General features: G+C 44.2%; 9 protein-coding genes. All 9 read left to right on the forward strand.

The annotated features are described in order from the left end of the window. The first annotated feature begins 5 nt into the window (after positions 1–5). The 9 genes from AS141_RS24135 to AS141_RS24175 all read left to right on the forward strand — a co-directional run bounded on the left by AS141_RS24135 (position 6) and on the right by AS141_RS24175 (position 15,053). On the forward strand, positions 6–1,373 hold the full coding sequence (locus AS141_RS24135; RefSeq protein ID WP_057940285.1) for a RagB/SusD family nutrient uptake outer membrane protein: 1,368 nt from the start codon (positions 6–8) through the stop codon (positions 1,371–1,373). A 42-nt stretch (positions 1,374–1,415) separates the two neighbouring features. Beyond that, positions 1,416–2,861: a CBM96 family carbohydrate-binding protein gene (locus AS141_RS24140; protein WP_057940286.1), complete on the forward strand. Its 1,446-nt coding sequence runs from the start codon at positions 1,416–1,418 to the stop codon at positions 2,859–2,861. A gap of 107 nt (positions 2,862–2,968) precedes the next feature. After that, positions 2,969–3,742 (forward strand): 6-phosphogluconolactonase, encoded by a 774-nt coding sequence (locus tag AS141_RS24145; RefSeq protein ID WP_057940287.1) that lies wholly within the window; start codon positions 2,969–2,971, stop codon positions 3,740–3,742. 69 nt (positions 3,743–3,811) lie between these two features. Then, on the forward strand, positions 3,812–5,374 hold the full coding sequence (locus tag AS141_RS24150; RefSeq protein WP_082632423.1) for a family 20 glycosylhydrolase: 1,563 nt from the start codon (positions 3,812–3,814) through the stop codon (positions 5,372–5,374). 2 nt (positions 5,375–5,376) lie between these two features. Next, a complete protein-coding gene (locus AS141_RS24155; protein WP_057940288.1) occupies positions 5,377–6,849 on the forward strand; it encodes a sodium:solute symporter family protein in 1,473 nt (490 codons plus the stop codon). A gap of 11 nt (positions 6,850–6,860) precedes the next feature. Further along, the gene (locus tag AS141_RS24160; protein ID WP_057940324.1) at positions 6,861–8,009 is read left to right on the forward strand and encodes an N-acetylglucosamine-6-phosphate deacetylase; all 1,149 of its coding nucleotides are present in this window, start codon (positions 6,861–6,863) and stop codon (positions 8,007–8,009) included. Positions 8,010–8,077: 68 nt separating this feature from the next. Next, positions 8,078–9,676, forward strand: a complete 1,599-nt coding sequence (locus AS141_RS24165; RefSeq protein ID WP_082632424.1) for a beta-N-acetylhexosaminidase — start codon at positions 8,078–8,080, stop codon at positions 9,674–9,676. A gap of 546 nt (positions 9,677–10,222) precedes the next feature. Next, positions 10,223–13,438, forward strand: coding sequence for a SusC/RagA family TonB-linked outer membrane protein (locus AS141_RS24170; RefSeq protein ID WP_057940290.1), 3,216 nt, complete (start codon positions 10,223–10,225; stop codon positions 13,436–13,438). A gap of 64 nt (positions 13,439–13,502) precedes the next feature. Next, positions 13,503–15,053, forward strand: a complete 1,551-nt coding sequence (locus AS141_RS24175) for a SusD/RagB family nutrient-binding outer membrane lipoprotein (protein WP_057940291.1) — start codon at positions 13,503–13,505, stop codon at positions 15,051–15,053. Positions 15,054–15,090: the final 37 nt, after the last annotated feature.

Genomic DNA, 15,090 nt, shown 5'->3' on the forward strand with positions numbered 1-15,090 from the left:
GAGCTATGAAATTTATACAGAAGACATTTATTGTGGGGTTGACTCTGGGCATGTTTTCATGTTCTGATGACCTGCTAGACAAGGAACCGGTAAGCAGTTTTTCTGCCCAGGGTTTTTACCGGACATCCAGTGATGCCCAGGCAGGTATTTATGGGATTTACGATGCGGCCCAGTCTACCTTTTCACTTAATTTCTCTTTATGGGGAGAGGGGAGGGCAGATGCTGTCAGTACTAACCAATCCGGTGATCCATTTTTGCTACAGCAGAATTCATTAAACCCGATCATGAATGCTGTGCGATGGAATAATCTTTATGAAACCATCAGCCGTGCCAACTATGCCATCAAATACATACCTGCCGTATTTGAAGAGGAAACTGAATTTGGCCAACAACTTGTTGCCCAGGCTAGAGCCCTGCGTGCACTTTCCTACTTCTATGCCGTGAGAATCTGGGGGGATGTACCGCTGATCGTGGAACCGTTTGAAAGTATCGAACAGGATATTTTTATCCCGCGCACGGATAAAGAAGCTGTACTGGACCAGATTGAAGCTGACTTACTGTTTGCTTCGGAAAACTGCAGAGCAAGTTATGGTGGGGAACGGGATAGAATTTTAATTACCCAAGGAGGTGCCGAGGCGCTGCTGGTTCAGTTTTACATGTGGCGAAAAGATTATCCAAAGGCAATCAGCAGTGCTGAAAAAGTCATGTCAAACAGCCTATATACCTTGGTGTCCATCAATGATTGGTCCAGGATATTTACCCAAGGCTATAGTAATGAAAGTATATTTGAAGTAGGGTACAATGAGGTCCAGACAAATTCACTTCGCGTGTTGTATGCTCTGGGATCTGACAGTAACTTTTTCCCAAGTCAGATATTCAGAGATTCATTTGAGGAAGGGGATCTGAGGCAGGGGCTGATTTATGATGTTACCGAGGCACAGCCCAGAAAAATATGGAAATTCTTTGGAGAGGGGTTCAGTGACGAGAGCCCTGAGCCTTCTTCCAATAACATTGTGTTGATTAGGTTAGCTGATATCATTCTGTTAAAAGCTGAAGCTCATGCCCGGTTAGGAGAAACTGAAGAGGCTTTATCACTTCTTAACAGGATAAGGAACAGGGCAGGCTTGGCAAGCCTGGACGATAGCCAGGCAACAGGTCTTTATGGAGATGTGGAGTCAGCCATAGCGCATGAACGATTGATTGAGTTGTCTTTTGAGGGACACCGCTGGTTTGATCTGATCAGGACCGGAAAAGCCATAGAAGTGATGGGGCCAATTAACGGGTTGAGTGATGAAGCAAACCTGGTTTGGCCAATTCATCAGGATGCCCTGAATAGAAATCCAAGTCTTGTGCAGAACCCGTTTTATCAATAACAGAATATGAAGCACAGTAATCTAAGTTTAAAATCCAGAAGCATGAGAAGTATAAAATCAGGTAAACTAGCAACAGTTCTAATTCCGGTCATCATGGGTATGGGGATGCTTTACAGCTGCACGATCCAGGAGAATTTTGAATACGAAGGTTCCAATTCTACCGGAGAGCTGGGCATATCTGCCTTAAGCTATTTTAAAAATGAGGACTCATTTTCCATGCTGAGTACGGCAATTGAGCTGGCAGGTCTCGATGAGTTATATGAGCGCAGCGATATTAGTACGTATATAGCACCCACCAATGCAGCATTTGAAGCGTATTTGGAAAGTAATTCATATGCCAGCCTGGAAGATATACCGGTCCCCATTTTAAGGAATGTGCTCAAATACCATATTGTTACCGATAAGGTATTGTTTACTGATCCGGAATTGTTTGAAAGTAACTTTCCTATTGCCTATGATACTGAAAGTGGACAGACCCTGTTCCTTTCCCATAATCCGAGTTTTGTCGGTCTGGTCAATCAGGGGACCAGTAAGCAATGGGAAATTTCCACTTCTAATCTGGAGCCGACCAATGGGGTTATCCATATCGTGAATTCGATCGTCTATTTTTCAGCGGCATCGGTTAATTTGGATGAACTGGATCCTTCTGTAAAAACGGATACCATTTTCCCTTTGGCAGATACCTATATCAACGGAGGGGCTGATGCGGGAAAGAATTTCGGAGCGCTGAATCTCCTTAAAGTGAAGAGCGTCACAGGTGACGGTGATTTTGACAGAAAAGCTTATTTAATGTTCGATCTCAATGAACTGGAACAAGAGGGAGTGATTACGGATCTCAGATTTCAGATTGGGATTTCATTTACCCATGGCAAAAACCTGGCAATGAATTTATATCAGATAGCAGACACTACCTGGACAGAAATGGGCTTGAACTGGAACAATGCCACCCCTGCAGATTCACCTCCTGTTGCCAGCATTATCACCGCAAAAGTCGATGCATTTAATTTTGATCTGACCGATTTTTACGGGAAACAAGAAAAACCGGGCAAAATATCCCTTATGATGGATGGTCAGGAAAAGGGAGATGAAACCAATGATCTGGGTTCAAAGGAGCATTCCTCTATTCCGGCTCCAATGATCATAGCAACGATTGCTACGGGTGAAAGCTCTTTGGATCTGCTGACTAACAGCGGGTTTTCGGTGGAAAGGGGGAATTCATTTGCACTGAGTAAAGAAATAGTGGAAGTGTCCGGTGCCTCGGCAAATGATATTATTTACACGGTGGAGGAAACCCCCTCATTTGGCTGGTTAATCAGCGGAGCGACAACCTTAAAAGCGGGTGACAGGTTTACCCAAAATGACATCGATGTACTCAACCTGATCTATATCAACAACGGGGAGGGTTCGGAAGATCGACTCGTTTTGTCAGCCAGAGACCGTGCGGGGGCAAAACTGGATCCATTTGAAATCACTATTGCAATTTTATAACCCGCCTAATACATGGATTGTAGATACGTTGTTTCTGGTATTTTAATAGATTGCCTGACCGGTATCATTTCTTTTGCCAAGGTCAATTGATAGTTAAACTCAAAAAAATGGTAGATTTTCAAAAAGACGTGAAGGTCTTTGCAACACGAACTCTTGCAGGCACCGCTGCAGGGAAGGAAATAGAAAGTTGTATTGTCAAACTTCAGGACTTTCAACCTGAAGTTAGAATCATATTTGCTGCTGCCCCTTCCCAGGAAGATATGTTGGCCTATCTGGCAAATTCAGCTTTGATCAAATGGGAAAAAGTGGTTGCTTTTCATATGGATGAGTACATTGGTCTTCCCGAAGGCTCTCCCCAATTGTTTGCAAGCTATTTGGAGGCAAATTTGTTTTCTAAGGTGCCATTAAAAGAAGTGCATCTATTGAATACATCTGGGGAAATAGAAAAGGAGATGTTCCATTATGCATCATTGCTTAACCAGACCGCAATTGATATAGTCTGTCTGGGTATAGGGGAAAACGGCCATATTGCCTTCAATGATCCCCCGGTTGCTGATTTCTATGACACCAAAACAATTAAAGAGGTTGAATTGGAAGATGCCTGCAGAATCCAACAGGTAAATGATGGGTGTTTTCCGACGCTTGACAAAGTTCCTACCCAGGCAGTGACCCTTACCATACCCACATTAATGAGAGGGAATCATCTGTTTTGTGTGGTATTGGGAGAAAATAAAAGTGAAGCGGTGAAAAACACCCTGATTGGGCCTGTGTCAACAGCCTGTCCCGCTTCAATTCTTACCACACATCCCAATTGTCGCTTTTATTTTAATAAAACTGCTGTAAAAGATATTCCCGATATGAATGATAAAGTTTCAAAATAAGCATCCTCTCCAACTTATTAACCTAAGTGACACTAAGATAAATTACAATTTTACATACCACCTGACACCATGATTCAATCCAATCTTTTTAGCATTCTACTAGTACTGATGACCACCTTTGGTTCTTCTTTTACAGAGGAAAAGGAGTTGGTTACCAAACCGGTTCTAGCTGATTTTGAAGTGAAGGGTTTTCATCTGGACTTACGGATTCAGGTGATGACACCTGAAGCGCTGAAGGCATTTGCCAAGCAAATGGCGGAATTTGGGTTGAATACCCTGGTAGTGGAGTGGGAGGCAACTTACCCTTATGCCGAACATGCCACCATCTCCAATGAGTTTTCGTATTCCCGGGCAGAGGTTGCTGATTTTATAGCGTATTGCGATGGCTTGGGGATAGCAGTGATACCATTGCAGCAGAGTCTTGGGCATGTGGAATACATTCTGCGTAATTCCCGGTATAGCCACCTGAAAGAGGACAGGAAGGACATATCCCAGCTTTGTCCCATGAAAACCGAAGAAAGTGAAGCACTGTTCCGGGACCTTTTCAAGGATCTGGCCGAAACGCATAATTCCGATTACATCCATATCGGCGGAGATGAAACCTATCTGTTGGGACATTGCGAACTGTGCAGTGCACGGGTTGCTGAAGCAGGGAAATCGAAATTGTTTGTGGATCATATGAAAATGATAGCCAATCTGGTCATAGAAAACGGCAAGATTCCTGTCATGTGGGCGGATATCATTTTAAAGTATCCTGAGGCCGCAGCTGAATTGCCGGCTGAAACCATCTTCGTTGATTGGAATTATGGATGGAAGATCAATCACTTTGGGGATGTGCCCAAGCTACAGGAGTTGGGATTTGAATTTTGGGGAGCACCTTCGATCAGGAGCCATCCGGATAACTGGTATTTGACAGATTGGCCTACTCATTTCAACAATCAGAAGGAATTCATCCCTTACGCGAGAGAGCGTAAGTATCAAGGGATCGTAATGACTTCCTGGTCTACCTCCGGCCTCTATGGCTTCACCTGGGATGTGGGCTATGATGTAGCTGAAATGACCCAGATCAGAAATACTTATCCTATGTCCGGGTTTAGGATTCTTATTGCCTGTTATGCCGAAGCAGTGGCCAGGAAGGAAGCTATAGATCCCCAACAATTTGCCTTGCAGTATGGGAAGGAACGATTTGGCCTAACTGAAACCGAATTGATGAAGTTATGGGATTTTTTATCCTATAAACCTGAGTTAATCTCAAATGGCAAGCCCGTGTGGAGTAAGGATATTGAGGAAATGAAGTCAACCTATGAGGCTGTTCGTAAAGAAATCCTTGAGTTGAATCCCATGAAAAATGAGAATGAGTTTACTCACTTTAAGCTGATGGCAGACCTACGAATGAATTACCTGGATTTTAAGCAGATTGAATCGCGCTATAATTCAGATGGATTTTCACAGGAAATGGCTGCTCCTCTTGTTGAAGAAATGGAAGAAGTGCTTGCCCAGGCAAAGCTCTTGGGTGCCAGATTTTCTGAATTGAACGACGGGTTTTTGTACGAAGCGGAAATCCAGGAACAGAATAACTTAAGAATGCTTCCTATGCAAGTATTGTACAGCAGATTATCCAAGTTAAAATAAGTATGGAATTACTGGATTGGATTGTTCTTCTGCTTTACTTTATAATGCTCATTAGCATAGGGTTATGGGCATATTTCAAAGTAAAAAATTCTGCGGATTTCTACACGGCCGGAGGCAGGCTTCCTTGGTGGTTGTCAGGGATTTCCCATCATGTTTCCGGCTATAGTGGGGCAGTTTTTGTAGCCTATGCCGGGATTGCCTATACCCATGGATTTACTATTTACATATGGTGGGCGTTTACTGTGGGGATAGCCGTTATGGTAGCTGCATTTTACATTGCGCCCAGATGGGCCAGGCTCAGGATTGTGTCCGGGATCCAGTCGCCAACGGAATATTTACTGGTTCGGTATAATTTACCTACCCAGCAAGTGATTGCATGGGTTGGAACAATCATCAAAATATTTGATACAGGCGGAAAGCTTGCGGCCATAGCGGTGCTACTGAATGTTTTCAGCGGGGCTTCCATCACATTTGGAGTACTCTTAGTGGGGTTTGTCTCTTTGCTTTATATTACCATCGGTGGTCTTTGGGCTGATGTCTGGAATGATTTCGGTCAGTTCATCATTCAGATTCTTGCCGGACTTACCATGTTTGTGGTGATCCTGATCAAACTTGACGATGGCATAGCCGGAATTGTGACTTTATGGGAGCGATTGCCTGAAGAAAATTCATATTTTTTCCACGAGCCTTATACAGTTTGGTTTGCGCTGGTTATGCTGGTTATCAATTTTTTCAGCTACAGCGGAGGAACATGGAACCTGGCCACGCGTTTTATTTCCACCTCATCGGGAAAAGTGGCCCAAAAAGCTGCGGTATTATCTTCCATTCTGTATTTCATCTGGCCTTTGATTTTGTTCTATCCCATGTTTGCAGCCCCTGTTTTTTTTGAAAATTTGGCTGACCCCACGCTTTCCTATGGAAAAATGGTCATGGAGTTTTTACCTGCGGGACTTGTAGGGCTGATACTTGCCTCCTTGTTTGCCAACACACTTTCCATGACTGCTTCTGATTCCAATACGGTTTCATCGGTCATAAGCCGGGATATTCTACCCGTTCTGTTTCCCCGTTTGAAAAGCCTATCGCCCAGTAAATCCCTTAGCATGGCTAGAATTACCACGTTGTGCTTCACTGTTCTGACGATTATCACAGCCTTGAATTCAGGTCATTTTGGAGGGGTCTTTGGTCTGATGATCACCTGGTTTGCGGCCTTGCTGGGACCAATAGCCATTCCGATGATTTTAGGTTTACTGCCTGCCTTTAAGAAAAGCAACGGTACCTCCGCATTCATCTCCATTGCCTGCGGTTTGTTGGCCTTTGCCGCGCTCAAGGTATTTCCGGTTGATTCGCTGGCCCTTGAGATTGGAGGACCCACTCTAATTTCCTTTCTGGTTTTTACAATTTCCGGGTTTTTGAACCGGGCTGAAACGCCTGAGGAAGTTGAGCAACTTTTGTTGAGTTTAAGTAAACCCGAATAATAACTATGACTATGGATTACAGCATTGAAGGCAGGCATTATAAAACCTTGGTTCCTGTCCGAGTAGGAATTACAGGGGGACTTATTTCCAAGATTGAAGAGATAAACGGTTGCGATAACCAGACCTTAATTGCACCCGGTTTGGTAGATCTACAGGTCAACGGGTTCCAGGGCATAGATTTTAATGAAGCCCATACAACTCAGGAAGAGGTCAGGCAGGTGACCCAATCCCTATGGGATGTGGGTGTTACCACCTATTTTCCTACCGTGATCACCAATAGTGATGAGCGTATCTCTGCTTCCCTTCATACTATTTCAGCAGCCTGCTCCAATGATCAGCTAGTGAATCAAACAGTTAAAGGGATTCATTTGGAAGGGCCCTTTATCTCAAAGGATCCCGGCCCTCTTGGAGCTCATCCTGAGGCATATGTACAGGGACCTAATTGGGATCTTTTTTGCAAATGGCAAGATAAGGCCGAAGGTAGAATTAAGTTGCTCACTATGTCACCAGAATGGCCTGGATCCGTGGATTTTATAAGAAAATGTGTGGAATCTGGAGTAAAAGTCGCATTAGGGCACACTGCTGCCTCACCACTTCAAATCAAGGAGGCGGTGGAAGCAGGGGCATCTCTTTCCACACATCTGGGCAACGCCGCCCATGTGATGCTTCCCCGCCATACCAACTACATCTGGGAGCAACTTGCCAATGACCGACTGTGGTGCAGTTGTATTGCTGATGGATTTCATCTACCGGAGGCAGTATTGAAAATTGTTTTCAGGGTTAAGTCGGGTAAATGCATATTGGTAAGCGATTCAACCAAGTTCGCGGGATTGGATGAAGGCAGTTATCAAAGTCCAATCGGGGGTGAGGTAATGTTGGATTCCCAGGGAAGATTGAGTTTAAAAGCTTATCCTGAATTGCTGGCAGGTTCGGCCAAGCCACTTCTTGACTGTATAGCATACCTGGTCAGAACGAAACTCCTATCCTTAGCGGATGCGCTGGAGATGGCTTCAATCAAACCCTGCCAGTATTTAAATCCTTCCGCCATACCCGGATTAAGTCCTGGGTCGGATGCTGATCTTATGCTTTTAAATCAGAAGAATGAAAGTTTAACTGTTCTTAAAGTCATTAAGTCAGGACAGCTGGTCCACTCGGTATAGCCATTTAAAAATACCTAAGCCAAAGCCCCGGGTTATCCAGAATCGGGGAAAGCATAAAAAGCAAATTAATGATACTTCACAACTTTAGAATCCTGCTTATCAGTGCGATGTTTAGCCTGATTAGCCTAAAATCCACTGCTCAAATAATTCCTTATCCCTTGGGTATTGACGTAAGGTCTGGAGAATATGCGTTGACTGGTGAGGTCAACATCATATCGGATCCATCCCTACAAAACGAAGCGAGTAGGCTTGCTGAATATTTAGCAAGGGGGTTTGGCAGGAAAACGGAAGTGAAACAGGCCGGAGAGGGAATAAAGCTAATTCATGAACCTGCTCTTTTGGATTCTATGGGTGATGAGGGGTACACGCTTACCGTAGACAAAACAGGTATAACGATTGCAGCACCTACCCCTGCCGGTGTTTTTTACGGCATCCAATCGCTCAGACAGTTGTTGCCTCCAGATTTTGAGAATGGTGTTTTAAAAAATGGATTTATGCTGCCTTTTATGGAAATCAGGGATAAGCCAAGGTTTCCATGGAGGGCTTTTATGCTGGATGAATCCCGGCATTTTATGGGAACGGCCGTGGTGAAGAAAATGCTGGATCAGATGGCTTTACTGAAAATGAATGTTTTCCATTGGCATTTAACCGATGATCAGGGCTGGAGAATCGAAATAAAGAAATATCCTAAATTGACCGAATTCGGATCCTGGCGCAAAGACACACAGTTGGAAAGGGGAAGTGAGGAGCGTACCGGGGTTCCCCATGGAGGGTTCTATACCCAGGAACAAATCAAAGAAATCATTGCCTATGCCCAGGCCAGACATATTACGGTCGTTCCTGAAATTGAAATGCCAGGGCATGCTACCGCAGCCATTGCTGCTTATCCCTGGATCGGGTCTTTGGGCACCACCACAGAAGTTTCTGAAGTCTTTGGGAAACTGGAAGACTCATTTAATATTTCTGATCCCAGAGTAGTCGGGTTTTTGCTGGATGTTTTGGACGAGGTAATAACCTTATTTCCTGGGGAGATCATTCATATCGGGGGAGATGAAGTCAATCATACTCCCTGGCTTAATTCAGAAATGGCTAAAGACTATATGGCTTCCCAGGGGTTGAAATCCCCGGTTGATCTACAGATTCATTTTACGAATAAAATTTCCGGTTATCTTTCCAAAGCCGGAAAGCGGATGATGGGCTGGAATGATATTCTAGGTGATGATATACACCAAGAGCGTGATTCTTCGGCAGTGAATGCCGAGCAGAAGCTGGCCCCGTCCTCAGTGGTTCATTTTTGGAAAGGGGACTTGGGTCTCATAGAAAAAGCTGTTAAAGAAGGGTATCAGGTGGTTAATTCCAATCACTGGGATACTTACCTGGATTATACTTATCAACGGCTTCCCCTGTCTAGGTCTTATGCATTTAACCCTATTCCTTTAGAACTGGATGGAAAGTATCATCCCCTGATTTTAGGTACAGGAGCCCAGATTTGGACAGAGTATACACCCGATGAGCAGGCTATGCAGAAACAGGTTTTCCCAAGGCTGATAGCCTATGCAGAAGTTGGGTGGACAGCGCTTGGGAATAAAGATTATAAGAGATTTCTTGAGGCACTGGAAGTTTTTAAAGAAAGACTCTCTTTTTATGGCGTAAGTTTTCAGGAATGAAAGCTGGGTTTCGTCCTTCTGGATACTGCATATCTCTGTTGCCTAGGTACACCCCTATTGCAACATCTTAATTGCTATTCCATACCTACGCACCCAGTTTTTTGACGGAATTCCAAATAGGAGCCTTACTGGGCGTTGATATCAGCTTACACGCCAGAAACCGGTTGTGCAAGGACAACTTGCTTTCTCCTTCGAGGTACCGCTTCTGAGTCCTCTATAACCTAGTGTCACAACCTGATTTCTTCGACCTGGTGCATTTATGTGTACACACAAATAGCGTAGCTGTCAACCTAGCTTTGAAAGTTTAATATTTATTTACTTTTACAATTAACCTTCAGGTAATAAAAAGGAAATTCAAGAGCAATTATTAAATCTCGTTAATGCCTTTTCAACTCTTAGGAAGGTGTTATATATACTTTTGAGGGGTTAACATAGAATTAATTCATTTTTTGGTAAAGCTGATTTAACCGATTGCCAATAGCGAAAGTATAGTTTTAGTAAAATTTTGCGACTAAAATAACACTTATTCAAAACCTCTACTTCACAATGACAGCTAAAAAAAGCATTTGGCAATGTATCCTAACGGCTTGCCTGCTGTTTATCATCAATTTTTCTTACGCTCAACAAACCCAGATTGAGGGGAAAGTAATTGACGCAAACAATGATCCGTTGCCGGGGGCAACGGTTCTGGTTAAAGGTACTAATCGAGGAACGGTGACCGATATTGACGGAAACTATGTTATTCAGGCCAGTGAGGGAGAGACATTGGTCTTTTCATTCGTTGGGTTCGAATCCGCCGAACAACTAGTCGGGAATTTATCTACGATCAATGTAACGCTCACGGAAGGTCTTGCACTCAATGAGGTGGTGGTGACTGCTCTGGGAGTGGAGCGGGAGTCCAAGGCATTGGGCTATTCAGTTCAAGCTGTCGAAGGGGATAGATTTACTGAAGCCAGAGAGACAAATGTAATCAACTCCCTAAGCGGAAGAGTTGCCGGTGTTCAGGTCACTAACAGTTCTTCAGGTATCGGGGGGTCCAGCCGGGTTACTATCCGGGGAGAGTCTTCTTTGAATATCAATGGAAACCAGCCTTTGTTTGTTGTGAACGGTGTTCCTATATCCAATAACATAGTTGGATCTTCAGGATCTTCCAATCAGGAAGTAGATTATGGAAACGCCGCAGGCGAGATCAACCCTGACGATATTGAGTCCATGACTGTTTTGAAGGGACCTGCTGCTGCTGCACTTTACGGTTCCAGAGCTGCAAACGGTGCTATTTTGATTACCACCAAATCAGGCAAGGGCAAGAAGGGTTTGGGGATTTCCATCAATTCCAACACTACCTTTGAAAATCCGCTTCAACTTCCAGATTGGCAGAATACATATGGCCAGGGTAATAATGGTCAGTTTGAATTTGTGGATGGTGCAGGATCGGGCATTGCTGATGGGGTGGATGAGAGCTGGGGGCCAAGGCTGGATGCAGGCTTAATGATTCCCCAATTTGATTCTCCGAGAGATGTCAACGGTTTCAGAGGCGGTGATCTAAATGCCCCGGAGGGAAGCACTATCATTGCGACGCCGTGGGTGTCAAGTCCTGATAATATCAATGACTTTTTCCAGACGGGTGTGACACTTTCAAACAATGTGGCACTGTCCGCTGCAAATGACAATTCAAATATCCGACTTTCCTGGACCAATCTGGACCAGAAAGGTATTGTACCGAACACAGACCTAAAAAGGAATACCATTTCCATGAATGGGGGGCTTAACCTTACAGACAAACTCACAGTGAACGCCACGGTCAACTTCCAACGAACTGACAGTGGCAATAGACCAAATATCAGTTACGGTACAGAAAACCTGATGTACCTATGGATCTGGTACGGGCGTCAGGTCAATACTGCTAATTTGAGGGATTATTGGATGCCAGGGCTGGAAGGCCAGCAGCAGTATAACTACAACTACAACTATCACGACAACCCGTATTTTAATGTGTATGAAAACACCAATGGGCAGGCTAAGGATAGAATCTATGGTAATGTATCTGTAAACTACAAATTTACAGACAAACTGAACTTGATGTTGAGAACAGGTCTGGATACATATAATGAACTAAGAGATCGAAAGAGAGCATTTAGCACACAGCGTTTTCCTAAGGGGAACTACCGGGAAGACAACTTGTTCTTCTCCGAAATCAATTCAGATTTCTTGCTGACATATTCTGAATCTGCCAGCGAGGTATTTACCTATAGCATAGCTGTAGGGGGGAACCAAATGCGTCAAGAAAACAGGTACCTGCAGACGGTAGCTCCTGAGCTATTGATTCCTGATATTTATAATTTCACCAATACGGCGGTAAACCTTCAGGTGGCCCAGTACAACTCCGAGAAGCGTATCAACTCCTTGTATGGTTTTGGCCAGATCGGTTATAAAAACATACTTTTCCTTGATGTCACTGGCAGGAATGACTGGTCAAGTACCCTGCCTTCGGACAATAACAGCTATTTCTATCCTTCAGCCACTTTTGGGGCTGTGATCTCGGATATTATTACCATGCCAAAAGCTATTTCCTTCTTAAAAGCCAGGTTGGCCTACGCAGAAGTAGGTAATGATACTGACCCATACAGCCTTTCCAATGTATATTCCTCACAGACCGCATGGGGATCAATCCAGTCAAAATCTGAATCAAACAGACTTTCCAACTCAGAATTAAAGCCTGAAAGAACGGGTGCATTTGAAACAGGTCTTGATGTACGGTTTTTTGAAGGGAGACTGGGCATCGACTTCACATACTTTGACAACAGGACCAGAAACCAGATTATTCCAATTGAGTTGGATATAGCTACCGGTTATGCTTCCAGGATAATCAATGCCGGAGAGATTCAAAACAAAGGGATAGAAATTGTGATGAGCGCAACTCCAATCCGAAGTAGCTCTGGGTTTAACTGGAGCCTGATGGCAAACTTCACACGGAATAGAGGTAAAGTTCTGGAATTGACAGAAGGTCTCGACACCTACTCGCTTACAGGTAGAAACGGAGCCGATATCCAGGCAAGAGTGGGGGAGAGAATGGGTAATATTTACGGAAGAGGTTTTGCCAGAGTAGAAGATGAAAATTCTGAGTACTTCGGTCAGATCATCCACAATTCCACAGGAACTCCGCTTTTGGATCCGGAATTAAAACTTCAGGGAAATTACAATCCTGATTGGATGTTAGGTCTGCAAAACAATTTCAGCTACAAAGGAATCAATTTAGGTTTCTTGTTTGACTTCAGGTATGGTGGAATAGTCGTGTCACGGACAAAGACAATAGGCAGTACTTCCGGTCAGCTTGCAGAGACTCTTTACGGACGGGAAACCGGCTATGATCTCGAGGACGAAGGCAACGGTATCATCAGTGAAGGAGTGGTGGCAAATGCTGACGGATCGTACAGTCCAAATACCTTTGAGACCACTTCGAGAAACTGGCACAACAGATACTACGAAAGAGATAATGTGGAGGCAGCTAAGTACGATGCCACTTTCTTGAAGCTTAGAGAAGTGACGCTGGGTTATACGATTCCAAGATCAATTTTGGGCAGATTGCCAATCGAAGATGTGAAAATTTCCTTAGTGGGCAGAAATCTGGCGCTTTGGACAGAGAATCCCCACTTCGATCCTGAGACCTTGGCAATGGGAGGAGGTACGCTGATCCCCGGTGTGGAGGATATGTCTTTTCCATCTACCAGAAGCATTGGTTTTAATCTTAACGTGAAGTTTTAAGTATAGGAAGCTGACAGACTTTCTATGTCTTTGAATCTAAAAAAACTCTCAAAAACAGAACATTATGAAATTCAATATAAACTATATAGCAGGACTTGGGGTGGCAGCAATACTCTTTCTGAGCAGCTGCGACAAGGATTTCGAAGAAGTAAACATAAATCCAAACAGTCCTGAGACAGTTTCTTCAAGTTTGCTTTTACCTACTATCATCCGAAATACAACGAATGAAATCTCAGGGAAGGCCTGGGGTTATGGGAATGTAGTCATGCAGCAGACAGCCAAAATCCAGTTTACGAGCGAAGACAGGTATAACTGGGGGCCGGAGGGGAATCCATACAGCACTTTCTATAATTCCATGCGGGATCTGAACAATGTGATCCGGATCTCAACTGATGCCGGACAAAGTAATTACGTCGGGGTTGCCCTTGTTTTACGGGCCAGTCTTTATTCATTTATGACGGATGCGTATGGTGATTTGCCTTACGTAGAGGCAACCAAAGCTAAGTCAGAAGTTAATTATCCGGTCTTTGATACACAAGAGGATATATATAACGGGATTCTTGCGGAACTGGAGGAGGCGAATACCTTACTGGGATCGACAACAGAAAGTGTAGAAGGGGATATTCTGTTTGAAGGGGATGTGGCCAGGTGGAAGAAATACGCAAACTCCCTTAGGTTACGGATCCTGATGAGGCTTTCTGACCGTATGGATCCGACTGCAGGCATGCAGGCAATTGTTTCTGATCCTGCTCAGTATCCGATCTTCACTTCCAATGGGGACCATGCGGCATTGCAGTATCTTCAGGATGTGCCAAATCAGCATGGGTTGTACACGACCCGTTCAGGTTCCTTTGATGAGTATAGATTGAGTGAAAAAATGGAAAATGTATTGAAAGATCTGGAAGATCCCAGATTGTATGCCTATGCCCAGCCTACAAATGATTCAGGGGCAGGGGTGATCGGAACAAAAGATGATTATCAGGGAGTGCCCAATGGATTGGCGGATGAGGAGGCTCTGGCCTATTCTCCTTCCGGTGATCCTGCCAAAGGAGGGTCTAATTTCATGTCGCGAGTGGGATACCTTTGGTCTTGTTCCGCATGTACCCCGCTGGCAAACCCGGTAGGTGCCCAGGCGATTTTGATGAGTTATTCCGAGCTGCAGTTTATTCTGGCAGAAGCCAGGGAAAGAAATTATATTACAACGGGTACAGCTGAAACGTATTACAGAAATGGCATTGAAGCTTCATTTTCTTACTATAAAAGCCGTTATGAAATCATCGGGCTTCCTCAGATAGCAGATAAGCTGGTGGTGGGTGAGTCCTATTTTGCACAGCCAAAAGTAGCCTACACCGGAACTACAGAAGAGAAACTTTCAAAAATAGGTGACCAAAAGTGGCTTGCTCTGTATTTCTCAGGAATGGAGGCTTGGTACGATTGGAGAAGAACGGACTACCCTAAAATAACCCCAGGTCCGGCTGCTTACATCAATACAGTTCCTGTCCGTTTCATGTATCCCAGTTCTGTGCAGTCACTCAATAAGGCGAACTACGAAAGTGCGATTACACGTCAAGGGCCAGATGCCATTACCACACGGGTCTGGTGGGATATGGATTAACTATTTTCTTAACTTGATTAAATGCCCCTTCGATTTT

The sequence above is a fragment of the Algoriphagus resistens genome (assembly GCF_001442615.1).
Lineage (GTDB): Bacteria > Bacteroidota > Bacteroidia > Cytophagales > Cyclobacteriaceae > Algoriphagus > Algoriphagus resistens.